Origin of the sequence: Sarcina ventriculi, from assembly GCF_900456775.1 — a bacterium.
Classification (GTDB): domain Bacteria; phylum Bacillota; class Clostridia; order Clostridiales; family Clostridiaceae; genus Sarcina; species Sarcina ventriculi.
Window position 1 is genome coordinate 1 of sequence record NZ_UAUL01000001.1, and the last position, 24,878, is coordinate 24,878.

General features: G+C 26.2%; 24 protein-coding genes. 3 read left to right on the forward strand and 21 right to left on the reverse strand.

Annotated features, from left to right (window positions below; genetic code table 11):
* Window positions 1-725, forward strand: a 725-nt coding sequence (locus tag DR020_RS00005; RefSeq protein WP_112364903.1) for a DMT family transporter, incomplete at its 5' end; no start/stop codon positions are given.
* Window positions 726-824: 99 nt separating this feature from the next.
* Here the strand turns inward: DR020_RS00005 and DR020_RS00010 are convergent.
* The 7 genes from DR020_RS00010 to DR020_RS00040 all read right to left on the reverse strand — a co-directional run bounded on the left by DR020_RS00010 (window position 825) and on the right by DR020_RS00040 (window position 7,559).
* On the reverse strand, window positions 825-2,084 hold the full coding sequence (locus DR020_RS00010) for an NRAMP family divalent metal transporter (protein WP_058993277.1): 1,260 nt from the start codon (window positions 2,082-2,084) through the stop codon (window positions 825-827).
* Window positions 2,085-2,330: 246 nt separating this feature from the next.
* Window positions 2,331-3,107: an FtsZ/tubulin family protein gene (locus tag DR020_RS00015; protein WP_055257728.1), complete on the reverse strand. Its 777-nt coding sequence runs from the start codon at window positions 3,105-3,107 to the stop codon at window positions 2,331-2,333.
* Between the two features lie 154 nt (window positions 3,108-3,261).
* Window positions 3,262-4,245, reverse strand: a complete 984-nt coding sequence (locus tag DR020_RS00020) for an alpha/beta hydrolase (protein WP_055257732.1) — start codon at window positions 4,243-4,245, stop codon at window positions 3,262-3,264.
* A gap of 261 nt (window positions 4,246-4,506) precedes the next feature.
* Complete coding sequence (locus DR020_RS00025) at window positions 4,507-5,229, reverse strand: transglycosylase domain-containing protein (protein WP_112364904.1); 723 nt, start codon at window positions 5,227-5,229, stop codon at window positions 4,507-4,509.
* 142 nt (window positions 5,230-5,371) lie between these two features.
* Entirely contained in the window at window positions 5,372-5,971 is a 600-nt protein-coding gene (locus tag DR020_RS00030; protein WP_055257735.1) for a DUF3793 family protein, read from the reverse strand.
* A gap of 208 nt (window positions 5,972-6,179) precedes the next feature.
* Window positions 6,180-7,127: an SPFH domain-containing protein gene (locus DR020_RS00035; RefSeq protein ID WP_408069122.1), complete on the reverse strand. Its 948-nt coding sequence runs from the start codon at window positions 7,125-7,127 to the stop codon at window positions 6,180-6,182.
* 12 nt (window positions 7,128-7,139) lie between these two features.
* The gene (locus DR020_RS00040) at window positions 7,140-7,559 is read right to left on the reverse strand and encodes an NfeD family protein (RefSeq protein WP_112364905.1); all 420 of its coding nucleotides are present in this window, start codon (window positions 7,557-7,559) and stop codon (window positions 7,140-7,142) included.
* Between the two features lie 374 nt (window positions 7,560-7,933).
* Between DR020_RS00040 and DR020_RS00045 the strand changes: the two genes are divergently transcribed.
* Window positions 7,934-9,841, forward strand: a complete 1,908-nt coding sequence (locus DR020_RS00045; RefSeq protein ID WP_112364906.1) for an NAD(+) synthase — start codon at window positions 7,934-7,936, stop codon at window positions 9,839-9,841.
* A 74-nt stretch (window positions 9,842-9,915) separates the two neighbouring features.
* Here DR020_RS00045 and DR020_RS00050 read toward each other — a convergent pair whose 3' ends face one another.
* The 12 genes from DR020_RS00050 to DR020_RS00105 all read right to left on the reverse strand — a co-directional run bounded on the left by DR020_RS00050 (window position 9,916) and on the right by DR020_RS00105 (window position 19,959).
* Window positions 9,916-10,701: a putative ABC transporter permease gene (locus tag DR020_RS00050; RefSeq protein WP_058993270.1), complete on the reverse strand. Its 786-nt coding sequence runs from the start codon at window positions 10,699-10,701 to the stop codon at window positions 9,916-9,918.
* A gap of 85 nt (window positions 10,702-10,786) precedes the next feature.
* Entirely contained in the window at window positions 10,787-11,575 is a 789-nt protein-coding gene (locus tag DR020_RS00055; RefSeq protein WP_112364908.1) for a sirohydrochlorin cobaltochelatase, read from the reverse strand.
* A gap of 95 nt (window positions 11,576-11,670) precedes the next feature.
* On the reverse strand, window positions 11,671-12,948 hold the full coding sequence (gene hemL / locus DR020_RS00060; RefSeq protein ID WP_112364909.1) for a glutamate-1-semialdehyde 2,1-aminomutase: 1,278 nt from the start codon (window positions 12,946-12,948) through the stop codon (window positions 11,671-11,673).
* A gap of 82 nt (window positions 12,949-13,030) precedes the next feature.
* Entirely contained in the window at window positions 13,031-13,672 is a 642-nt protein-coding gene (locus tag DR020_RS00065; RefSeq protein WP_112364910.1) for an NAD(P)-dependent oxidoreductase, read from the reverse strand.
* Between the two features lie 174 nt (window positions 13,673-13,846).
* Window positions 13,847-14,014: a (2Fe-2S)-binding protein gene (locus DR020_RS00070; RefSeq protein ID WP_055257749.1), complete on the reverse strand. Its 168-nt coding sequence runs from the start codon at window positions 14,012-14,014 to the stop codon at window positions 13,847-13,849.
* 165 nt (window positions 14,015-14,179) lie between these two features.
* Window positions 14,180-14,815, reverse strand: coding sequence for a flavodoxin family protein (locus tag DR020_RS00075; RefSeq protein WP_112364911.1), 636 nt, complete (start codon window positions 14,813-14,815; stop codon window positions 14,180-14,182).
* Window positions 14,816-15,012: 197 nt separating this feature from the next.
* The gene (asrC, locus tag DR020_RS00080) at window positions 15,013-15,981 is read right to left on the reverse strand and encodes a sulfite reductase subunit C (protein WP_055257752.1); all 969 of its coding nucleotides are present in this window, start codon (window positions 15,979-15,981) and stop codon (window positions 15,013-15,015) included.
* Between the two features lie 12 nt (window positions 15,982-15,993).
* Window positions 15,994-16,785, reverse strand: coding sequence for an anaerobic sulfite reductase subunit AsrB (gene asrB / locus DR020_RS00085; protein WP_055257754.1), 792 nt, complete (start codon window positions 16,783-16,785; stop codon window positions 15,994-15,996).
* Between the two features lies 1 nt (window position 16,786).
* Window positions 16,787-17,794, reverse strand: a complete 1,008-nt coding sequence (asrA, locus tag DR020_RS00090) for an anaerobic sulfite reductase subunit AsrA (protein WP_112364912.1) — start codon at window positions 17,792-17,794, stop codon at window positions 16,787-16,789.
* A gap of 203 nt (window positions 17,795-17,997) precedes the next feature.
* Window positions 17,998-18,684: a Crp/Fnr family transcriptional regulator gene (locus DR020_RS00095; protein ID WP_055257758.1), complete on the reverse strand. Its 687-nt coding sequence runs from the start codon at window positions 18,682-18,684 to the stop codon at window positions 17,998-18,000.
* Between the two features lie 30 nt (window positions 18,685-18,714).
* Window positions 18,715-18,981 carry a GIY-YIG nuclease family protein gene (locus DR020_RS00100; protein WP_055257760.1) on the reverse strand — a complete coding sequence of 89 codons (267 nt, stop codon included), beginning with the start codon at window positions 18,979-18,981 and terminating at the stop codon, window positions 18,715-18,717.
* 162 nt (window positions 18,982-19,143) lie between these two features.
* Complete coding sequence (locus DR020_RS00105; RefSeq protein ID WP_112364913.1) at window positions 19,144-19,959, reverse strand: formate/nitrite transporter family protein; 816 nt, start codon at window positions 19,957-19,959, stop codon at window positions 19,144-19,146.
* A 167-nt stretch (window positions 19,960-20,126) separates the two neighbouring features.
* Here DR020_RS00105 and DR020_RS00110 point away from each other — a divergent pair, with 167 nt between their 5' ends.
* Window positions 20,127-22,187, forward strand: coding sequence for a helix-turn-helix domain-containing protein (locus tag DR020_RS00110; RefSeq protein WP_055257762.1), 2,061 nt, complete (start codon window positions 20,127-20,129; stop codon window positions 22,185-22,187).
* Window positions 22,188-22,221: 34 nt separating this feature from the next.
* Here DR020_RS00110 and DR020_RS00115 read toward each other — a convergent pair whose 3' ends face one another.
* Both DR020_RS00115 and DR020_RS00120 read right to left on the reverse strand, forming a co-directional pair.
* The gene (locus tag DR020_RS00115; protein WP_055257765.1) at window positions 22,222-23,475 is read right to left on the reverse strand and encodes a helix-turn-helix domain-containing protein; all 1,254 of its coding nucleotides are present in this window, start codon (window positions 23,473-23,475) and stop codon (window positions 22,222-22,224) included.
* Between the two features lie 19 nt (window positions 23,476-23,494).
* Window positions 23,495-24,796: a helix-turn-helix transcriptional regulator gene (locus DR020_RS00120; protein WP_112364914.1), complete on the reverse strand. Its 1,302-nt coding sequence runs from the start codon at window positions 24,794-24,796 to the stop codon at window positions 23,495-23,497.
* Window positions 24,797-24,878 lie beyond the last annotated feature (82 nt).

A 24,878-nucleotide genomic window follows, 5' to 3' on the forward strand; every position in this document is an offset into this window, starting at 1 on the left:
TTAAAAAATTAAAGACAACAATTAGCAAAAAATTGATGAAATCTAGTGCAATTTTAGGCGGTCTGCTATTTGTAGGTTTTGTATTTATGGTACTAGGACTTAAATACACCTCAACAGATGATGCTAGTTTTTTAACTTGTTTATCTGGAATATTTATTCCTATAATAAGTTTTATATGCTTTAAACAAAAATTAAAACTTAAAGTTATTATTAGCATAATAATTGTATTTATCGGTGTATATTTATTAACAATGACAGGAGGTACACTATCTCTTAATTTAGGAGATATATTATGTTTAATTTCCTGTGCTATATTATCTTTTCAAGTAATTATAACTAATAAATTAAATAAAGATGTAGATGCTCTTTCACTTGGAATTTTTCAAATAGGCTTTTCTGCTTTATTTTCTGTAATATTCACAGCATTATTTGGAGTATTACAACTACCTCCAACAGGTACATCTTGGTTTGTCATAATTACATTAAGTATTTTATGTACTGCTATACCATATGTGGTTCAAACAATTTCTTTAAAATATAGTTCACCTGTACATGCTGGAATAATTTATTCACTTCAACCTGTTTTTTCAGCTATATTTGTACTTATATTTACAGGAGTTGGACTTACTACCCAAGGATATATCGGCGCATTACTTATGGTTATTAGTATAATAATAGTAGAATTAGATTTTCAAGCAGTTATACGAAAACTTAAAACAAAATAATACATAATAAATTAAAACAAAAACATCAATAACCTTGATGTTTTTTCTTATAACTAAAATAAAAAAACTTATGCTAATTAGCATAAGTTTTTTTATTAATTAAAATGTTAAGTATAAAGTAAGTACTCCAAGTCCACAAACAACTATATAAATTATAATTAAAGCTATTTTTTCCCACAAACGTAACGCATGTCTCTTAGGTAATACCTTCCAAGCTAATGCTATTAAAAATCCTAAAACTATTGGAAGAAGAATTGTATTTAAAACTTCTACCCCAAGTGTTAATGGAACTAATGGAATTCCTGATAATACTATAATTCCAGCTATTATCAAAAGTGCACTATAAAATATATAAAATGCAGGTGCTTCACTCCATTTGTAATTTAAACTAGCTGGTTTTTTAAATATCTCTCCAAATCCCCAAGAAGATGCTAATGTAACAACTATAGCTGCAACTAAAGCTGCTCCTGAAAGTCCTACTGCAAATAATATTTTACCTACAGTTGGTCCTAAAAATGGTGTTAAAGCTTGACTAATTTGTTGTACTGTGTTAAGAGATGCATTAGGATTTGTCATTCCTATTGTTGCTGCAACCGCTATAATTACAACACAACATATAAGTTGAGTTATTATTGATCCAAATATAGTATCTATTCTACTTGATTTAAGATGATTTTCTGTTAATCCCTTATCAACCACAGCTCCTTGTTGATAAAATACCATCCAAGGCATTATAACTGCTCCAACATTTGCAGCAATTAACATCCAATATCCAGAATTGTTAAGTGGTTGACTTCCAACTAAACTCATCATAACAGACGCATAGTCTGGTTTTGCAAATATCATAGCAGGTATAAATACAAGTTCAAAAGCTCCAACTACAATAGCAACTCTTTCAACAAATTTATATTTTCCTGTTAAACTTAAAAGTATCAAAGCTAAGACCGCAAGAGGTACCATAATCCACTTAGAAACTCCAAAAAGTAAACCAACGCCCATAATTCCTGAAAATTCAGTAATTAACGCACCAATTGTTGACACAAACAGTGTACAAACTGAAAGCCATGCCCATCCTTTTCCAAAAGTTTCTTCTATAAGTTCTCCATGACCTTTTCTAGTAACTATACCTATTCTAGTTGTAAGTTCTTGAACTATATACAATATAGGTATTAATATAAGTTGAAGTAAAATTAATTTATATCCCCATTCCGCTCCTGATTGAGCAGCTGTTATTATAGAACCCGCGTCTGTATCCGCTAACATAACGGTAATCCCAGGCCCCATAGCAGCAAGCATTAATAAAAACTTCTTACCACTACTTAACCTTGGTTTATTTTCTTTACTAATATATGTACTCATTATTCCTCCTTAGAATGCTTGTAAATAATAATTAACATTAAATGAAAATTAATATCAATTAATTACTCAATTATAGTATCACATTTGTTTATCATAGTAAATAGCATATTGAGATTAAATATCATTTTTATAATTTTATCAATTTAAACATTTACTTATTAATATTTTTTTAACATAATGTTAATAATTTATTAATATTGATTTTGATATAAATAAAAAATGAAGCTAAGATTAACTTAACTTCATTTATATATTATATCCATTGGCAAATATTCTTATTCCAACCATATTTTCCATCTCATTATTGGTTAAAGTAGTGAATGATATTTTAGCATGTTTATTAGCTACTATTCTTAAAAGTTCTACTAAATCATTTAAATTTTCAAAAAGTATGTCTTTTTGTGCATCTTCTTTGGATATATCTATCGTAAGCATTATATTTTTCCCCACACTAAAATGTTCTCTACTTGGGAAATCATTTATAGCATCTATTAATGCCTTTTGCCATCTCTTTTTGCCTCTTCCTTCTCCAACACTAGTATATCCAACTGACTTATCATTTATATATTCTCTAAACTCATCTAAAACATAGGTTCCTTCTTTATTCCTATTTAAATCACAAATACAATTTATAGTATCTATAATACTTTCTGTATCTGTAAATATTAATGTATTTATTTTTTTGTGTATCTGTTTTATTACACTATAATCTTTAATTTCTTGACGATTTATTCCAAGATAAACACATGTCAAATGGTTATCATTTGATATTTTCATGCTCTTATCTATAAATTTTGTATAATCTTCATCTCTAAAATCTATTATAAAAAAACATAAATCAGCCTTTTTTACAGTTCGTCTAACTCCTAATTCATTAAGTATTCCTTTGCTATTAATTTTTAATACTGAAATAAATAACATTTCATCTAAAGTGTACAATAGCTTATTATATGCTATATCCGAATTAGTAACTATTGATATTTTTTTAATATTATTAGATGCTTTTCTATTTTTGTATATCATACTATCACCTTTTCTAGTAAAGTTTAAGCATTTGTGACAAATTTCTCTTCTAAATACATCCTCAATTTAATCTAAAACCTTTTATAAAATACATTTTACATTAATTTAAATAATTTTTCTACTTTTTTTATCTAAATTAAATATACACTAAAAACTATCCATTGTTATTTAATATGTATTTTTTTTCATTAGTATGTTTTATTGATTTTAAAGCTATATTTTCAAGCCAATTATTCAAATCATCATATATCTCTTCCCTACCTAACTCATTAAATAATTCATGCTTTTTCCCATCATAAATTTTTAATGATACATTCTCTATACATAACCCCTTATAATAGGCCTCTAACTCTTTAACTGCCTCTCCATAATTGCCAACAGGATCTTCCTTTCCTGCTATTAAAAGTATAGGAATATCTTTTCTTATATTTTTATTTTTCTCACTCTTATATAATGTTTTAAATCCCTTAAACATATAGTAATAAAAATTTACCTTTAATGTATGATTACAAAATTTATCATTTCTAAGCTTTTCAATTTCCTCTTCATCAGATGTAAGCCAAAGATCAACATCAGCATTTTTATTATTACTCTTATCATTAATTTTTTTATTAAATAAATTTCCTGTAACTCTTGCAATAAAATATGCATGTTTTTTCCCCAATCCAAATAACATTTGAGTTGTAGATACTATTCTTCCAATTACAGGACCTAATCCTTTTTGTAACGCAGAACCACATAAGATAATTCCATCTATATCATTAGAATATCTATTTAAATATTCTTGTGAAATAAAAGAACCAAAACTATGACCACATATAAAATGAGGTAAATTAGGATATTTTCTTTTTATCATATCAGTTATATATTTCTCATCTTCTACTATTTTATTAAATCCATCTCTACCTATATCCCCAATTTTATCTATATTTTCTGCAGTTTTCCCATGCCCTCTATGATCATCTCCATAAACTATAAACCCTTTACTATTTAAATAATTAGCTACATTCTCATATCGACCTATATGTTCTCCCATTCCATGTACCATTTGTATAACCGCTTTAGGATTTTCTACCTCATCCCAAACACCTATAAATATCTTCTTTCCATCATGACTTTTTATAAAGTAGCTCTTCATAATTTAACCTCTCCTATTTTACACTTGTTATTTTTCATAATAAAATCTTAAAATATTTTTAATGTATAAGTATAAAAAAGTATCTAAAATCAATAAATGCATTTATATATTTAAGCCAAATATTTCTTATTATATCATATTAATTATGTTTTTTATACTAGCTAGTTTGAATTATTTTCTCTTAAAATTAAGTTATCATCTAAAAAATAAAAACTCAATAAAAACTTAAAAGCTCTTATTGAGAATTTATTAATATATTTACTAATTTCCCTTGTTAAGTACAGATTCCATTTGTTCTTTAGTTATATATCCATACTGCAACATAGCATCTAAAACCTCTTGTTGCCTAGCTTTAGCTTTGTTTAAATGTTTTTTTGGATTATAGCTATTAGGTGCTTGCAAAAGTCCTGCTAAAAGGCTACCTTGATTTAAAGTTAAATTCTTTGGAGCCGAATTAAAATATCCATAAGATGCATTATTTATTCCATAATAACCATTTCCATAATAAACAATATTAGAATATAATTCTAATATTTCTTCTTTCGAATACAGTTTTTCTAGCTTTCTTGCAATTACTATTTCACGAATTTTTCTAGATACATCTTGATTTCCATTTAAAAATAAATTTTTAGCCAACTGCTGAGTTATAGTGCTTCCTCCTTGCACCACACTTTTAGCCCTTACATTAGCCACTACAGACCTTATTATTGCTTTAAAATCTATTCCCCCATGCTTATAAAATCTATTATCTTCGACAGCAACCAAAGCATCTAAAAAATTAGATGATATCTCATCTGCAACTACATAACCTTCACTACTTTTTACTTTATCAACTTTTTCTTCTATATACGCATTACTTATAAATATACCATAATCATCACTTTTCAAACCACTTTCTATGGTACAACCAAATAATCCAATGCAAAAAAACATTATAAGTATAGCCAAAACTGATTTCTTGTAACTAAACCTTGCACTCTCCATAAAGCACTCCTTTTTTTATAATTTTATATAATATACTATTTTCTTTAAATTTATTCAACATAAAAAGGGTAAATTTCTTACTAAAACTAAGAAATTTACCCTTTTCTATATTTATCTAATTTAACAATGCATCTTTTTTTAATTATAAATATAAAATTTCACTAACTGTCCTAAGGGTTAATAGTATCTTTATATTTTCTTTAGCTCTTTTAAACTGATTATATTTTATATCAGATAAAAGACTATCACCATAAACTCTCCAACCATTTATTTTAGTTAATTTTAATGATGGATACCCCATAAAACCCAAAACGTCTTTTAAAGGATAACCTAAAAATATGCCTATTTCATCAGGAATATTTCCATTTGTTATTTTTTCTGACAAAAATTCTAAATACCCATATAAACCATAATTAGAAGGATACCCTATTTGCTTTAGAAATTTTAGATTATTTTTATCTGTTAAAGTCCTATCTAACTCATCCTCCCTATAAAATAAAACCTTTTTTCCCTCACTTTTATAATCTATTATTTTATATTTAATTTCCTTACATCCACTAAAAACTTCTTCTATCTTTTCTAAATTTTCTTTATAACCTTTATGAAGCTTTGAGAAACTTAAAATTTCACTAGGTTTTACCTTTAAGATTACAGGACCTAATATCCCCATAAGTCTTAAAATAAATTCATCATCTGAATATTTACATTTATTACATTCTTCCCTTGGACAATTAAAACCCATACATCTTTCCTCCTAATCTAAATTTATTATATTATCTGAAGATTTTATTATATTCTCTCATTGATTTTTCATATTAATTGATATTGATTATCATAATCATATAATAAATTATTAAGTTTTTATTGTCAATAAATTCTTTATAAAAATCTTTTTAATTTCTATACAAAACAAAAAAGAGATGTAAATTAATTTACATCTCTTTTTTTCATTAGCTTTCTTTGTTTTCTTTTAATATATCTGCAATAGCTGCAATATTCCCTAATGAAGATACCATCTCATTTGGTAATATAAGCTTATTTGCTGGATTATTAGCCATTTCCTTTAAAGCTTCTACTTGTTTTAGTGCTATTACTGTTTCATTAGTTCCTGACTCTATAATAGCTTCATTTACCTTTCTTATAGCTTCTGATTCTGCTATTGCAATTTGTTCTATTGCTTTTGCTTTACCTTCCGCCTCTAAAAGCTGAGATTCTCTAAGCCCTTCAGCACGTCTTATATTAGCCTCTTTCTCAGCTTCTGCTCTTAAAATTTGTGATTGTTTTTCTCCTTCTGCTTTTGCAATCTCACTTTGCTTTAATCCCTCTGCTTGAAGAATTGTAGCTCTCTTATCTCTTTCTGCCTTCATCTGCTTTTCCATAGCTATTTGTATTTCCTCTGGAGGAATAATATTTTTAATTTCTACTGATAATATTTTTATTCCATAAGCATCTGTTATTTCATCAATTATTTTTAAAAGTTCTATATTTATTTCATCTCTGCCTGATAAGACCTCATCAAGAGTCATATTACCAACAATATTTCTCATATTAGTAACAGTTGAATAAATTATACCAGATTTATAATCTTCAATATTGTATACAGCATCTTTAGCATTTAAAACCTTATAAAAGATGACATTATCTATTTGAATTTTAACATTATCTTTTGTTATAACAGCTTGAGGTTGTATATCTAATATTTGTTGTTTTGTTGAAATTTTTTTCCTTACAAAATCAACAAAAGGAATTAGAATATGCCATCCAGGTTCCAACACTCTACTAAATTGTCCAAACCTTTCAGTAACACATACATAACCAGTATTTACAACTCTTATAGATGAAAATATTATAAGTACAATTATAACTATAAGTACAATTGCCACTATTATTCCAGCCACAATAATCACTCCTTATTTATCTTTTATTATCAATAATTTATTTCCTTCAATCCCTATTATTTTTACTCGTTCCCCCTCTTCTATAACACCACTTTCACTTTTAAATGTCCAAAATATTCCTTCATATTTTATAAGAGCAGTATTTTCAATTCTTTTAGGCAATATAAATGCTTTTCCTATATAATTTTGCTCCATAGTATTAGTTCCCAAATGGCTTTCCTTTATATTTTTTCTTACTTTAGGAAAAATGAATATAAAAAACAAGCTACTAACAACTGCAAAAGCAACAAACTGAAGTAATATCGGCAATTTAAAAACATTGATTATTAAAGCAGCTAAAGCTCCAATAGAAAAACCAACAAATAAAAATGATGAATTTAAAAGATCAATTAATACTCCAATCACCACAACCAAAAGCCAAGCCCAAATCATCAAACCTCCTCCTTATATTTTCTTTTTAAATATTCCATTTATGTAAATATTACTTTAAATAAAGTTATATTATAATATATTATTTTTTTAAATATTTTAGAAATATTTAATTATATAATATAATAATTTCCATAAAAAAACAAATAGATATTTCATCAAAATAATTTTTTCTTTTTTAATACTTTCATATTTAACTATTTGTAATAATTTTTATAATCTTGATTTTAAGTAAATTTACCTTTAATATTTAATTATGTTAGTAAATCTTTCTAAACTAATAAAAATCAAATTAATAGTAATACTATATAATACTTTATATTTACTAATAATGCCAGATTTAAAATACAATAATTTACTGAATGGAGATGAACAATTTGGATTTTATAAAGGTTGCATCAGCTTGCCCAAAGATTAAAGTAGGTGATGTTAAATACAATATTGAACAAATTAAAAGTCTAATAGATAAAGCACTAGAACAAGAGGTTAAAGTTTTAGTATTTCCAGAGCTTAGCATTCCATCTTATACATGTGGAGATTTATTTACAAATAATACTCTTCTAAAAGAATGTGAAAAAGCAATATTAGATTTAGTCGACTTTTCAAGAAATAAAGATATTTTAATAAGTGTTGGAAGTCCACTTTTATATAACTATAATCTTTACAATTGTGCATATATAATATTAAACGGTAAAATTCTTGGTATAGTTCCAAAGAGCTATATTCCAAATTACTCTGAGTTTTACGAAAAAAGATGGTTTACTGAAGGCCTTAATTTAACTAATGCTACTGTTAATATATCATCTTATGAAAAAGATATTCCTTTAGGAACAGATTTAATATTTAGTTATGAAAATTTAAAAATAGGCTTTGAGATTTGTGAAGACTTATGGGTTGCAATACCACCTAGTTCTTATTTAGCTTTAAATGGTGCTAATTTAATATGTAATTTATCAGCATCAAATGAATTAGTTTCAAAAAGTGTTTATAGACGAGACCTTATAAAAAATCAAAGTGCAAGACTTATGGCTTCATATATTTATACTTCCTCTGGAGTTCATGAATCAACAACAGACCTTTTATTTAGTGGTCATATGTTAATTTGTGAAAATGGTACTATCTTAAACGAGAACAAAAGATTCAATAGAGAAAATGAACTTATGACAAGTATTATAGACTTATTTAAACTTAATACTGAAAGAATGAAGAATATTAGTTTTAGAAACTCAATAAATAATGAAACTCCAAAAGTTAGAACTGTAAACTTTCAATTTAAAGATACAAAAATCAAACATTTTAATAGATTTATAGATAAACATCCATTTGTACCTAGCAATAAAAGTTTAAGAGATGAAAACTCTTTAGATATATTAAACATACAATCTGCTGCCCTTGCTAAACGTTTGGAACATACAAATCTTAAAAAAGCTGTCATAGGAATTTCTGGTGGTTTAGATTCAACCTTAGCTCTTTTAATTGTCATAAAAACTTTTGATATGTTAAAAATACCAAGAGAAAACATATTGACAATAACCATGCCAGGCTTTGGAACTACTGATAGAACCTATAATAATGCCATTTCCCTATGCAAAGAACTTGGCTGTTCTTTAAGAGAAATAAACATAGTTGATGCTGCACTTTTGCATTTTAAAGATATAGGGCACGATAAAGACATTCATGATGTTACTTATGAAAATGTTCAAGCTCGAGAAAGAACACAAATACTTATGGATATCGCAAATAAGGAAGGTGGTCTTTTAATAGGTACAGGTGATCTTTCAGAGTTAGCCTTAGGTTGGTGTACATACAATGGAGACCATATGTCTATGTACTCTGTGAACTGCTCTATTCCTAAAACATTAGTTAGATATTTAGTTAGATATTTCGCAGATAATAATACATCTAAAGAAGTATCTGATACACTTTTAGATATTTTAGATACACCAGTTAGTCCAGAACTTTTACCAAAATCTAAAGAAGGTAAAATATCTCAAAAAACTGAAGATATAGTAGGGCCTTATGAACTTCATGATTTCTTTTTATATCACTTTATAAAGCATGGTTCATCTAAAGATAGAATATTATTTTTAGCGTGTATAGCCTTTAGGGATGATTATGATAAAGAAACCATTGAAAAATGGCTCAATAAATTTATTACTAGATTCTTCACTCAACAATTTAAGCGTTCTGCACTTCCCGATGGACCAAAGGTTGGAACAATTTCTTTATCTCCTCGTGGAGATTGGAGAATGCCATCTGATGCAAGTTATAACAGCTTTATATAATTTGTGTAATTCTTATTTAAATCTTATGATAAAAAAGTCTAAAGTTATAAATCATAACTTTAGACTTTTATCTTCTAACTTTTCTTTTTACTTCTTTTCTCTTTTAATAATTCTCTAAAATAAATAAGTTGTTCATTATAAATTTTATGCTTCATCCCTGGAAATGCTTTTAAAAATCTCTTTTCTTGAAAAGATTTATTTCTAAGCTTTTTATGAATAAAATTCATATTTTCCTTAATTGCAAAATTTTTATTTTTTCCTCTTAATCCATTTGATTCTAATATTGATGTCTTTATTTTAGCATTTAAATTTTTAAAATCAATATTTATACTACTTAATAACTTTAGTTTTCCTTGAAGGCTTATAAGACCCTTTAATGTAAAAATCATATCTATCAAAAAAATAATTCCTACGATATATACAAACATAACCTTATAACTAACTTGTATACTTTCTATTAAGTTTACTATACATGGATGCACAACATGTACTAAAATTACTGAGAGTAAACCAAAAAGCGTTGAATTTAAAAGACATACCCTGCCATTTATATTAAACTTATTATTCGAATAATCCCACCATTTAGTATTAAATAATTTTTCTAAAATAACTGATGTTATATATTCTAAAATTGACGTTAATAACATTGCTAATAAAAAAAGTTCTACTATATTATCTTTAAAAGATGATAAAAAACTTATTATAAAAACCGCCCCAAATCCATAAATGGGACATATAGGTCCATTTAAAAAACCTCTATTTACAAATAACCCTCTAGGTATTGAACAATAAATTACTTCGCATGTCCACCCTATAAAACTATATATTAAAAAATATATAACTAAATCTATTCTGCTCAAAATTATAATTTCACTCCTTTTATTAATACAACATTTACTATAAGTTTATGTTTATAAAAGGTAGTAAATTATAAATTTAATATCGTTATTTAATATCTTTATTTAATATACGCTTTATTTTTTTTATGTACAAATCTAGTATTTCATCATACTCACCTAAAGATTTTAAACTTACTTCTACATTAAAACCTTGAGATTTAAATACATTCTTCCACGATTTTTCATTTTCATCCCCATTTATATCTTTTACCACATGTGACCCGCAAACGATTAAAAAAGGCGCTATATAAATATCATTTAATCCTAACCCCTTTAATTCTTTAGCTAACTGTATATTAGACTTACCATATTCTAATGTTGCAACATACACATTATCTATATTGTTTTCTCTAAAATTATCTTCTAGCATTTTGTAAAACTTATTATACTCATCTTTAGTTCCATGCCCTACTAAAACAATTCCTTTATCTTTAGGCAAATGACTTTTAATAGCCAATATTACATCTTGAAACTCATTCTTTTCTCCATTTAAAAGAGGCTTGGCTATTTTTATATTATTAAACTTTTCTTTATAACAATGTAGTACCTTTTTAACTCCTTCATATTGCCCACCTGGTAATATGTAAAGTGGTAAGATAGTAATATCCTCTATTTTTTCATCATACATATTATCTAAAGCTTCACTAAAACTTAAAACTGATATATTAGATTTTTCCTTAAGTTTATTTATAACAAAATTTGATGTAAAAGCATTTAAAATTTTATATTCTTCTTTAAACTCTTTCTTAAATTTATTCTCTATATTTTCTATATTTTGTCTTAACCCTAAAACTTCTGAAGTTCCAAAACTAACAATTATTATTCCTTTTTTCATAAAAACTCCTAATTAAAAAATATTAAAACATTAATAGTTTTACTATCTAAATATAATTTAAAGGGAATAAAATTCCCCTTAAATTATATTAATTTTTAAACCTCAAAATCTCTAAATGCCTTTAAGAATTTTTCTACATGTTCTTTTGTATGTTCCGTACTTAAAAATACTGATTCATACTGAGATGGTGCCAAATTGAATCCACTATTTAACATGTGAATAAAATATTTATTAAATAATTCTATATTACATGTCTTTACATCATCATAACAATTTACTTCTTTTAAATCAGTAAAGAATATTGTAAACATTCCTCCTTGCCTATTTATAACAAGATTTATGTTTTTCTCTTTTGCAATTTCCCTTACTCCATCTTCTAATAATCTACCCATTTTCTCTATATGTTCATAATGACTTGGATTATTATAAAGTTCCTTTAAAGTTTCAAGCCCAGCTGCCATAACTATAGGATTTCCTGACATTGTTCCTGCTTGATAAACTCCTCCTAAAGGTGATAGATTTTCCATTATTTCTTTTCTACCAGCATAAGCACCACATGGAAGTCCACCCCCCATTATTTTAGCATAAGTTACTATATCAGCTTTTTCATTAAATAAGCTTTGAGCCCCCTTATAAGCTACCCTAAATCCACTCATAACCTCATCAAATATTAAAAGTGAACCATATGAATCACAAAGTTCTCTTAACTTTTTAACAAAAGAATCATTAGCTTTTATAACCCCCATATTTCCTGCAACTGGCTCTAAAATAATTGCTGCAATGTCATCTCCATACTTCTCAAATAAACCTTCAACTTGTTTTTCATCATTATAAACACCAATTAAAGTATTTTTAACAATATCATTTGGAATCCCTAAGCTTCCTGGAATACCTTCTGTTAAAACCCCAGAACCTGCTTCGATTAAGAATCCATCAAAATGTCCATGATAGCATCCTGCAAATTTTATTATTTTATTTTTTTTAGTATATCCTCTAGCAAGCTTTATAGCACTCATAGTAGCTTCTGTTCCTGAATTAACCATTCTAACCATTTCTATATTATCATCTAATGTTTCACATAAGAACTTAGCCATATCAAGTTCTACTTTGGTTGGTGCTCCAAAAGCTATACTTTCTCTCGCTGTTTTTTCGATAGCTGATACCACCTTTTCATTTGAATGCCCAAGTATCATAGGCCCCCAAGCTAAAACAAAATCTATGTACTCTTTTCCATCCTCATCTTTTACAATTACACCTTTTCCTGATTTTATAATTGGTGGATTCATAGGCATATTCCTATAAGCTCTAACAGGACTATTAACTCCCCCTGGCATATATTTCTTTGATTCTTCAAATATTTTATTATTATTCATTTTTTCTCCTTTCAAACCAAATATACTTTTAAATTAGCTATTTAAAAATGCATATTAATTCTAATTTTTTAACTATAATTAACTATTTTATATCGTATATATTTTGTGTAATACATTCATCAAAAAACATAGAAAAAACTTTTCTATCTTTTCCTTTTTCATAAAAAAACTTAAAATCTTCTGTGCATATAAAATCAACAATCTCTTTTTTTAGCTTTTCTTTTTTTGCATTTTCTCTTAATCTTGATACATAAAAAGTAAATTTATCATACTCCTTTAATGAATTTTCCATCTTATCACCTAAAAGTTTAGATATTTTAGGCACTCCAACCTTTGTGCTTACTGAAAAACTTAAATTTTTAAGATTTCTCTGTGATGGTATAACCGCCATGCCATTTTTAAATTCTGTACAATCTATAAATATTTTATTTAGATTTTCACAATCTCCCACTATAGATTCACGCAATTTTTTATCATCTATGGCAATTAAAACAATATGAGCATCTATTATAAAATTTTTATAATATTCTCCCTTTATGTATCTAATATTATAATTTTTCAAGTTCAAAATATCTTCTGAAAAATTTTTCGATAAAATTTCCACAGCACACCCATTTGTACAAAAGGTTTTTGCTTTTATAAACGCTCCTTTTCCTCCCCCAATTATTTTTACTTTTAATTTATGAGAAAAAAAGTTTAAAGCAACGTATTTATCATTATCCATAGTCTATATCCTTAATACCAATTTATTATCCTTAAAATAAACTCTAATAAAAATCCATAACAAAATTATTTTAAACTAATATTTGTTATTAAATAGTTTCATATAAATATTTTATAATTAAATAAATAAAAAATAAAGGCTGTTTAATAAATTTTACTAAACAACCTTTATTTTTTATTTATTCTTATCTATTATATCTTGTATATCATCTTTACAACCGCCACAAACTGAACCTGCTCCCGTTGCCTCTTCTACAGCTTCAACGGTAGTCGCTCCATCTTTTATAGCTTTTTTTATATCATCTTCTGATATCCCTAAACAAGTACAAACTTCTCTACTCATTCTTTTGCCTCCTAGTTTTAATTTGTTACAAGTATAGTTTGCATTTATATAACCTAATTTATACAATATACTTGTAAATATATTTAAAATTTCTAAAAGGACATTGGTTTATCTAAACAATAACTCCTGACAGACAATTTAAAAACATATATAAAAATTAATAAATTATCTTATAAAATGAGTAAGTACTTTATTTTGAGCTTCTGGTTCTTTAATAGTTTCTTTTCCATTTTCAACAAGTTTCATAAGCCATGCCATATTTTGTCCAAGGACTGACATTATTTGTTTTCCTTCCCCATCTTGTGAGACTTCCCCTGGAACTGTTCCATGTATAACATTCCAATAGTTTGATGTTGGCATTAACATTTCAGAGTAATTTATAAAGTTATTTAATTGTTCAAATGTTGGAACCCCACCTGAACGTCTAACAGCTACAACTGCTGCTCCTACTTTATGTCTATACATTCCTCCATTACTGCTTCCAACATAAAATGCTCTATCCAAGAATGATTTCATAGTTCCACCTATTGCTGAAAAATGAACTGGAGAACCTAAAATTATCCCATCTGCTTCATCCATTTTTGCTATCCACTCATTTACATCATCATTTGACATAACACATTTTTTATCTTGATTCCTAGCACAACCATTACATGCCATACAACCTCTTATAGTTTTATTACCAACATGAACTATTTCTACTTCTATACCTTCTTTTTCAAGTTCATCTGTTACCATTTTTATAGCTTGATATGTATTTCCCTCTTTTTTAGGGCTGCCATTAAATGCAACTACTTTCATAAGTTTTTACTCCTCTGTATAAATATCTATGTTTTCATTCATTCTAATATGAACAATTTTATTGTAACATATTATTAAATTTATATCAATTTATTTTAAAATCCTTATTTATTTTTCACAAAATTTATCACAATACCTTAAATTATATTTAAGGTATTGTGATTTTTTTGACTGTTTATTAACTTTTTATAGTAAAATTAATATCTAACTCCACTCCAATAAACATTATCCTTTACTACAGCTTTAGGTCCTAAGTTAACATCTTTCATAGCCCATTTTTTAAATTCCATAAATCCTGTTCTATCAACAATGTATCCTATATGCTCCTTTCCACCTGGAGCTGTTCTATCTATATATTGCTCAACATAATCATATGTGTTTTCTATCATTTTAACTATGCTATCTTCATCAATCCAAATAGCAAAATCTTCAGCAAGTCTTGGATTTTTCTTTCCTGTTCTTCCCATTATAACTAATCTATAATACTTTTCTTCACTTCTAGTCCATGCACTAGTTGGACACGCCATTACACATTCTCCACAACCTATACATTTATCAGTATTTCTAACCACTTTGTAGTTTTCAAATTTTAAAACATCTGCTGATTTTCTCTTACAAGCATTTATACATGCCCCACAAGCTACACATCTATCTTTATCATATTGAGGTTCTGTCATACCTATAATACCAAAATCATGCATTCTAGCCTTTATACAGTCATTTGGACAACCAGTTAAAGCTATCTTTACATGTAAATCACTTGGGAATATAACTTTTTCTACTCTTTTTGCAAACTCTGTAGTGTTATAATTTCCATAAGGACAATATTTATTACCAACACAAGAAGTTACGTTTCTAGTACCTGAAGCATCATATCCTGTTCCTGGAGTTTCTTGATTTATTTTAAGTTCTGATATAATTGGTTGTAGTAACTCATTAACCTTTGGTATATCTTCCATTTTTATTCCTGGAAGTTCAAATCCTTGTCTTGCAGTTAATTGAACATTTCCATTACCAAATTTCTCAGCAATTTCTTGAATTCTAGCAAGATGTTCTGCTTTTAAATATCCTCCTGGAACTCTCACTCTTGAAGCTGTCATTCCTCTTTGTTTAACAACTCTAAATGCATTTTTCTTAAGTTTTTTAGTATTTATATCTAATGACATATTATGCTCCCCCTAGTCTTTTAAAAGTTTTCCTTTTGTATAATTAAATACTGGTCCATCTAAACAGATATAAGTTTCTCCCATTCTACAATGTCCACATTTTCCAAGTCCACAGCACATTTTTCTTTCTTGAGATATCCAAATATTTTCTTCTTTTATTCCAAGTTTTAAAAATTCTTGAACACTAAATTTCATCATCATTGGAGGGCCAACAACTATTATTTGAACATTTTCCATATCATTTATTTTAAGTTCTGGAATATATTTAGTTACAAGTCCAACATTTCCATCATATCCTTCTTCAGCTGAGTCAACAGTAATTACTACATCAATAGTTTCATTCCAACTCTTTATATCATCCTTAAATAACATATCTTTAGGAGATTTAAATCCTGCAATTAAAGTTGTACCTTTATTTTCTGAAGGATTCTTAGCAAAATAATCAACTACTCCTCTAACAGGTGAAAGTCCAGTTCCTCCAGCTACAACTACAAGTTCTTTTCCTTTATAGTTATCAAGAATAAATCCATTTCCATAAGGTCCTCTCATAAATAGAGAGTCTCCTTCATATCTTTCGAAAATTTCATTAGTTACAAGTCCAACTCTTCTTATAGTAAGGTCTACATAATTTTCACCAATACCACTTACTGAAATTGGAGCTTCACCAAACTTTGGTATAGATACTTCAAAGAATTGTCCAGGTTGAACATCTCCTATGTACTCCATTCTAAAAGTGTATTCTATCTCTGTATGTTTTATTACTTTTAATATTTTTGACATAAAAGGAATGTATTCATTTTTCATATTATTTCACCTCGTCCATAGCATCATTAAGTTTATTTACACAATTTGAAAAAGATATATATTCAGGGCATATATCATCACATCTACCACAACCTACGCACATATTATAACCAAATCTTTGCTTGTGATCGTAAACTTTATGCATAACCTTAAATCTCATTCTTTGACCTTTTTCTTGTCTAAATGAGTGACCACCAGCCATAGTTGTATATCCTTCAACCTCACATGATGCCCAAACTCTTCTTCTTTCTCCTGTCTTTTCATTATCCTTATAGAAGATATCTTGCATTGTAAAACATGTACATGTTGGACATACAAAATTACATCTACCACAAGCTATACATCTTTGAGAATATTCTTTCCACATATCAGAATCCATAACTTTAGGATCTAAATTATTTGGAATATTAACTCTTACATTATTTTCTTCAACAAATTCAGGAACTACATCTAAAGATTCAGTCTTTAATTCACCAAATATTGCACTTAAATACTCATCTTTAACATCTAGATAAACCTCTCCATCTTTAAATCCTATGTATGCATCATAACTATCTGTTTTATTACTTTTCATATCTACACAAAAGCAATTTTCAAAACTTTCGCTACATCCTATAACTATAAATTTTGCACCTTCTCTTACTCTTTTATAATACATATCTTCAAAACCGTTATTTAAATACATATCATCAATTCTCTTTAAAGAGTGCATATCACAGCTTCTTAAAAAGATTATTGCATCTTTTACTTCTTTCTTTGGTTCACTAAAACTATCTTCTGTGAAATAGAAAAGAGTTTGAGTTATTGGAAGTAACACTTCTTTGTAAGAAAAATCGGATTTTTTATTAAATTCTATTTCTTCTATAGTGTTTACTTGGCCATATCTTACCATATCAGTTTCTGAACTTCTGCCTTTTCCTACAAAAACTTTAGGAGCATATATGTTGTAATTTTGTGACAATTTTTCTAATGCATTATTAAAGTTTTTAGCATTTAATTTGAATCCCATTATAACACCTCTTTGATTTATCTTATCGCTTTATTATAGATTAAATTATTTAAATTGTATTGTTAAAATATTCACTCTATTTGCGTCATTAACTTGATTTTTTCTAACTATTTTAAATTATATGATTAATATAAAAAAAATAATGTGATAAAAATCACATTATCCTACTGTTTTGTTTTTAAAATATTATAATATTTTAAATTTTAACTTTTAAAATACTCAGCTAATTTTTTACGATTTAATACTATTATCTGTTTATTTCTCATTTTTATAAATCCATTTTCTTGAAGTATTTTCATAGACCTTGAGATAGTTTCTCTAGTTGCTCCAAACATATCTGCAATATATGTCATAGTTATATTTAAATTTATTAAAACTCCATCTCTATCTTTAACACCATAATCTTTAGATAATTTCCAAAGCTTTGCAGCTAACCTCTTTTCAATTTTTATAGGTGTTGCATTTTTAAGCTGTCTATAAAGCCTTCTAGTCTTATTAGATATTTCCAATATAACATTAGTTGTTAACTCAAAATCATCTTTCATAATATCTATAAAACCTCTTCTATCAAAGCATAACACTTGTGCGTCTTCAAAACATTCGCAACTAATAGAAGCTGATAAATCATCTAATATAACTTCATTTAAAATTTTATCTTTTCCTAGAATAAATATAACCCTCTTTTGCGCATGTTCATTCATCTTATACATTGAAACCTTGCCTCTATACATAACATATATCCTTTTTTCTACTTCTTTATCCCTAAATATATGTTCTCCCTTTTTATAAGACCTTTTTATACATATTTCACATAATCTGTTTACAGTTTCTTCTTTCAATTGATTAAACAATGTAAGTTCCATCAATTCTGAAAATTTCACATTCTCCATAGTACATTATATAAAAGACTTTCGCCTAACTTAGCTCCTTTCTAAATTTAATAAATTAAAATCTTTTATAAGATTTAATTTATTATTTCTTGTAAGATGTTTTATAACATATTCTCTTTTTTGTGCATCTCTTTTTTCTATAAATTCTTCAAAATAAACCAATTTCACCGGAAGTCTACCTTTTGTATATTTTGCTCCTTTTCCTTTATTATGACAATTTATTCTCTTTTCTAAATTATTTGTCCACCCAGTATAAAAACTTCCATCACTACATTCTAAAATATAAGTATAATTCATACAACTATCCTTTATTTATTGTATATTTATAATAATATTATCTGTTATTATAACACATTAATTCTTTTTAAGTTGTTAATTAAAAATTTATCAAACAGTAAAAAATGAGATTATATTTTAAAAGATAAAAATCATCTTCCAAAATATAATCTCATTTAAAATTTATTTATTTTTAGCTATATAATAAAGTGGAAAACCTACTAAAAGTGTACCCCCTATGAAATTTCCAAGTGATACAAAAAATATATTATAAAAAGCCCCTCCTAATGTTACAGTAGTATTTGGAAGAAAATAAGCTATTGAAAATAAAGTCATATTTGCAATACTATGCTCAAATCCTGCTGTTATAAAGGTAAAAAGACACCAAAATATCATTATAAGTTTCCCAGATTCGCTTTTTAATTTATAAGAAAACCATGCAGCTAAACAAACTAAAACATTACAAAGCATTCCTTTTAATATTAAATCAAACATTGGTGTATCTATTTTACTTTGAGCCATATTTATCATAAATTCTTGAACATAGCTTGTACCTGCATGGGAATAAGCATATATTACTCCCCCGATTATTGATCCAAAAAGATTTCCAATCCAACTTACAAGTAATATATTAAAAAAATCTAACCAAGTCACCTTTTTATATAAAGCACCAATTAGCATTACTAAAGAATTACTTGTAAAAAGATCTACTCCTGCCATAATTACAAAACTTAAAGCACATCCAAAAGATATTCCCATTATTATTTTTGTTACACCAGAACCCGAATGATCTACTATTCCTCCGACTGTATAAAGAAGCATTACCGCAAGTCCCACAAAGAAACCACCTAAAGCTGCAATCATTAAATATTTCATGATACCATTATTAAATATTTTCACTTTTTTCTTTGATGATAAACAAACAGCATCCATCTCTTCTGAAAATATGTCTATTTCATCTTTAGGTAATACATTCTTTTCTAAACTCCTATTTAACATTATATATTCCTTTCTTGTAAATTATTTTATTTTTTAAAATACATTTACAATTTTAGCATAATTAATAATAAAATCAATATATTTAATAATTTTTTAACAACACTAATTTTATTAATTTTCTATTGTAAGATATAATAATAATAAATAACTTTAAAGAAGGTGAATTTTTGAGAAAAGAATATATAACTTATCAAGATAACATGCCTATTTCTGTTTCATTTTTATCTATAGAAAACTATCCTATTCATTGGCATAATAGTATAGAAATTATATATGTTTTAGAAGGTAGTTTAAATATCGATATTAATTTATCATCTTCTAAAATATTTAAAAATAATATAGAAATAATAAATATAGATGAGGCTCATAGACTATATTCAAATGATTATAATAAAGTCCTCATATTTCACATAGATCCTTATTTTTTTGAAAAATACTACACCGACATAGAGAATATGTTTTTTTACACAGATACAAGCAATGAAAACTCCCAAAATACAGATGTTTATGATGAATTCAAAACCTTTTTATCTATCATAGTTTGTGAAATTGTTCAAAAAAGTTTAGATTATGATGAAGAAATCGAAAAAAATTTAATAAGTCTTTTATTCCATCTTATAAATAATTTTCATTATTTAACTTATGATAATGAAGAAATTAAAGAAAATGAAAACTTACTTGAAAGATATCATAGAATTGCTAAGTATATTTTTAATAACTACAATAATAATATAACTTTAAAAGATATAGCAAATAAAGAATTTTTAAGTACTCATTATTTGTCTCATGAAATAAAATATGCAACTGGTTTAAGTTTTACTGACCTTGTAAATTTAACTCGTGTTGAGGAATCTATAAAATTTCTTTTAGATAGTGATAAAACAATATCTGATATATGTGAAGAAGTTGGATTTTCTCATACTAGATATTTTAATAAACATTTTAAAAACTATTATGGTTTAACCCCTCTTCAGTATAGAAAAAAGTTTAAGGTTAATGAAACTACATATAAAAAAGAAAAAAAGTTAACTAGATATCCTCTTGATTTTTCTTTAAAGTATCTATCTTACTATATTGACGATTATGATAGATTTAACTATGAAAATAAAATTAATAAAATTACTTTTGATATGAATGAAGATTTAGGCGTATTTAATAAAGAATTTAAAGAAATTATAAATGTAGGTGATGCCTTTGATTTGCTAATTGAAGATAATAAAGACATATTAGAACAACTTCAAGAAGAAATAGGTTTTAACTACGTTCGAATGATCAATGTATTTTCCCCTGATATGGGTATTTTCCCTGGTTCAAAATTTTTTAATTGGACTCGAGCTTATGATATTTTTGAATATGTGGAAAGTCTTAATTTAAAACCACTTATAATATTAAATTTCAAAAATTTCTCTGACTATGAAATTTTAGCAACATTAACTTCTTTCTTAGAATATTTTAATGATGTAGAAGGCCTAAACTTTAAAAATTTTAAATTCCAATTTGATACTAAAATTAAAAAAGATTTATCTCATGAAATAAAAATAATTTTAGAAGATCAATACAATCTAGAGGTTTTAGATAATTGTTATCATTTATTTGATTATACAAATTCTATATATGATACAGCTTATATGCTACCATATATTATTCATAATAGTATATATAATTTGTCATCTTTATATTATATAAAAGCTTTTGACACCTTAGATAAACAGGTTAACTTAACTAATGAGGTATTCTTTGGTTATCCAGGTCTTGTAAACAGCAAAGGGATTAAAAAACCATCTTATTATGCATACTATTTATTAAATATGCTTGGCAATACTTTAGTTTCAATAGATAAAGGGTTTATAGTTACAAAAAGTCATTCTGAATATCAAATACTATTATATAGTTTTAATGAAAGTTTTAATAATTTATTAAACTTTAAGAATGTAGACAAAATAAAGAAAACTCAAAATGTAACAAACAAACTATCTATAAATATTTTAAATATAAAATCTAATACAAGAATTATAGAATATGATATAAATGAAAAATCTGGATCTTCATTTGATTACTGGATTTCTATGGGGAAACCTAAAAGATTAAAAAAAGAGGAGAAAGAAATTCTCCATAAATCATCATTTCCTAAAATTAATTTTAGATATTCAAAAAAAAGTACCGTATTAAATATTCAAGCTACATTAAAAGGTTATAGCGCTAAACTTATAATACTAAAAGAAACTTAAAAGGTATTGCTAAATTTTAGCAATACCTTTTTTACTAATATAACTCTTTTTCTGATTCTGCTGCCATAGTTAAATATTTAAGTGCTTCACGAGTTTCTCCAATTACATGATACATATTTGCCATCTCTAAATACCTATCATTTTTTTGAGAATAACTACCGAATTTCAAAAGTAAATCTATAGCTAAATTCATATACATTTCCCATTGAATAAAACTTCCTTGATATTTAGCTATTTTTCCTTTAAGATAATAACTATTTTCTATAAAAACTATATTATCTAATTCAATTGCTACCTGCAATGCTTTATCTGTATAATCTGTTGCCTTTTCATAATTTTTGTCATCTATTAAAATTTCACTTAGCATAAGAAGAGTATCAACATATTTAGATAAATTCTCTTTAGTTATATTATTTTCCAAATCATCTATATGTTGTTTAGCCTCCTCCTTAGATCCCTTACTAATTAAAAGTTTTACTATAATCATTTTTAATTTATTATAATAATAATCTTCCTTAGCTCCATTCTCATCTAATACTTTTAAGTATTCCTGATAATTTTCATCATATTCTAAAGCTAAAATAGCTAATATACCATTTACAATTGAAAATAACACTTCATTATCTCTAGATTTACTTAAAGCATAAAATGGTGTTATTATCTTTTCAGCCGTTTTTAAATCTCCAGTTTTATAATAACAATATGCCTTGGAAATTCCAATTTCTATTTTTTCATCAATGTTTTTATCCTCTTTAGAATACTCCTCTAACTTTTCAAGCCAAGTTATAGCATCCTTATAATGCTCAGTTATTATAAAATATTTTGATAAATCTCTATAATAAATCTTTGAACAACTCTCATTATGTTCATGTATTGCATCATAATCATTTAAAACTTTATGCATTCTGTAAAATTTTCTATTATTTATATAAAACTCAAAAAGTATATGAATAAGCTCAACCCCTAAATCATAATACCCTTTAGATACAGCATATTTTATATTATCTGTAATCTCTATGCATTCACTTTCTCTAAGTTTATCATTTTTTAGGCTATACTTTTTTATATTTCTTTTTATTTCACTTACATCATCACAAAGAAGATAATCAAGGTCTAAGTTTAATCTTTTAGCTACTAATTCTAATACCCATCTATCTGGAACAACTTTCCCATTTTCTATACAACTCATTCTTGAAATTGAAATATCTTTTTGACAAAGCTCTTTTAAAGTTATCCCTCTATATATTCTAGCCCTTTTTATTTTTTCTCCTGTTGATAAAAAATTCATCTTAATCACCTATTCTATGCTATTTTTTTATTATTTCAGCCTTTTTAAGAGTATTTATTCCATAATCTAAATATTTAGCTGCTTCATAATCTCTCTTATATTCTAAATAAAATTTTCCAAGCTTTATAGCTATATCAGCTTCCTTTTTATAAAGCTTATTTTCATTAGCTAAATTTAAAGCATCTAATAATATAATTTCAGCTTCCTCAACATTATCTTGAAGCACATGAATTCTAAAATATAATATGTTATACTCTATGATTTTTTCAATATTATCCACAGATAAATTGCTCTTTATAATTTTTAGAATCTCTATGCATTTAGTTATATTTTTTACCTTAATATAATTTTCACATATATTTATTAATGTATCTAATATCTCTATATCTTTAGAATCTTCTCTTATCTTTCTTGCTCTCTCATAATGCTCTAAAGATTCTTCATTATTATCAAACTCATAGAATAGTTTTCCTAAAGAGTTTTCTATATTTCCCATTTTTTCTAATTGAGTGATTTCTTTATAAATATCTATACTTTTCTTAGAATAAAGTATAGCATTTTTCATGTCACCAACATTGCTATATTCATCAGCTAAATCGCCTAAACTTTTAGCATAGCTGCGTCTATCATACAATTTCTCAAATTCATTTTTTGAAAGTGCTGCAAATCTTTTTGATTTTTCCATATCTTCTAAAAAGTAATGATTTTTAGCTAAAAGATAATATATCTCTCCTAAAATAATATCTTGACTTAATTTATTCTCTAAATATATTTTTTCTGCTTCCTTTAAATAAGAATTAGCAGAATAATACGCCTTAGCTTCTATACTTATCTTGCTTATATTTAAATATGTGTTTACAATATCTATATGGCTTCCAGTTTTTATAAAAAGTGAATTAGCAGACATAAAATATTGCTGAGCCTTTATAAACACTTTATCATTTAAATGTATTAATCCTTTCAAATATAAACATTTAGCTTTTCTATATTCTAATTTATATTTTTTTGCATAATTTAATGCATTTTCTATATACTCCTCTGCTTTTTTAGTATCTCCTGATAATATAGCACCTTCTGCTACTTGCTCAAAGTATAAAGAAATTTTTTCAGCTTGAGTTTTTTCAGTTTCCATTAAATATTCTACAGAAGTACTTAATGAAAAAGCTAAATATTCTAAAAGATCCATGGAAGGGTTAGACCTCCCTGATTCCACCAAACTAATTTGACCAGGAGTTATTCTATCTCCTGCTAAATCTTTTAAAGTCATATTTAATTCTTTTCTTCTCTTTTTTATTTTTTCTCCTAATGATAATATTTCCATGCTTAATCTTCCTTTTAATAATTTGTAATACACATTTCTAAATATATATATTATATCATAAAATTCGCCATTTTTTATTATT

Coding starts and splice junctions, on each gene's coding strand:
- DR020_RS00010 (WP_058993277.1), bottom strand. CDS start 2,084: ATGAGTACATATATTAGTAAAGAAAATAAACCAAGGTTAAGTAGTGGT.
- DR020_RS00015 (WP_055257728.1), bottom strand. CDS start 3,107: ATGATATACAAAAATAGAAAAGCATCTAATAATATTAAAAAAATATCA.
- DR020_RS00020 (WP_055257732.1), bottom strand. CDS start 4,245: ATGAAGAGCTACTTTATAAAAAGTCATGATGGAAAGAAGATATTTATA.
- DR020_RS00025 (WP_112364904.1), bottom strand. CDS start 5,229: ATGGAGAGTGCAAGGTTTAGTTACAAGAAATCAGTTTTGGCTATACTT.
- DR020_RS00030 (WP_055257735.1), bottom strand. CDS start 5,971: ATGGGTTTTAATTGTCCAAGGGAAGAATGTAATAAATGTAAATATTCA.
- DR020_RS00040 (WP_112364905.1), bottom strand. CDS start 7,559: ATGATTTGGGCTTGGCTTTTGGTTGTGGTGATTGGAGTATTAATTGAT.
- DR020_RS00055 (WP_112364908.1), bottom strand. CDS start 11,575: ATGAAAAAAGGAATAATAATTGTTAGTTTTGGAACTTCAGAAGTTTTA.
- hemL (WP_112364909.1), bottom strand. CDS start 12,948: ATGAATAATAATAAAATATTTGAAGAATCAAAGAAATATATGCCAGGG.
- DR020_RS00065 (WP_112364910.1), bottom strand. CDS start 13,672: ATGGATAATGATAAATACGTTGCTTTAAACTTTTTTTCTCATAAATTA.
- DR020_RS00070 (WP_055257749.1), bottom strand. CDS start 14,014: ATGAGTAGAGAAGTTTGTACTTGTTTAGGGATATCAGAAGATGATATA.
- DR020_RS00075 (WP_112364911.1), bottom strand. CDS start 14,815: ATGAAAGTAGTTGCATTTAATGGCAGCCCTAAAAAAGAGGGAAATACA.
- asrC (WP_055257752.1), bottom strand. CDS start 15,981: ATGTCATTAGATATAAATACTAAAAAACTTAAGAAAAATGCATTTAGA.
- asrB (WP_055257754.1), bottom strand. CDS start 16,785: ATGAAAAATGAATACATTCCTTTTATGTCAAAAATATTAAAAGTAATA.
- asrA (WP_112364912.1), bottom strand. CDS start 17,794: ATGGGATTCAAATTAAATGCTAAAAACTTTAATAATGCATTAGAAAAA.
- DR020_RS00095 (WP_055257758.1), bottom strand. CDS start 18,684: ATGGAGAATGTGAAATTTTCAGAATTGATGGAACTTACATTGTTTAAT.
- DR020_RS00100 (WP_055257760.1), bottom strand. CDS start 18,981: ATGAATTATACTTATATTTTAGAATGTAGTGATGGAAGTTTTTATACT.
- DR020_RS00105 (WP_112364913.1), bottom strand. CDS start 19,959: ATGTTAAATAGGAGTTTAGAAAAGAATGTATTACCTAAAGATGAAATA.
- DR020_RS00115 (WP_055257765.1), bottom strand. CDS start 23,475: ATGAATTTTTTATCAACAGGAGAAAAAATAAAAAGGGCTAGAATATAT.
- DR020_RS00120 (WP_112364914.1), bottom strand. CDS start 24,796: ATGGAAATATTATCATTAGGAGAAAAAATAAAAAAGAGAAGAAAAGAA.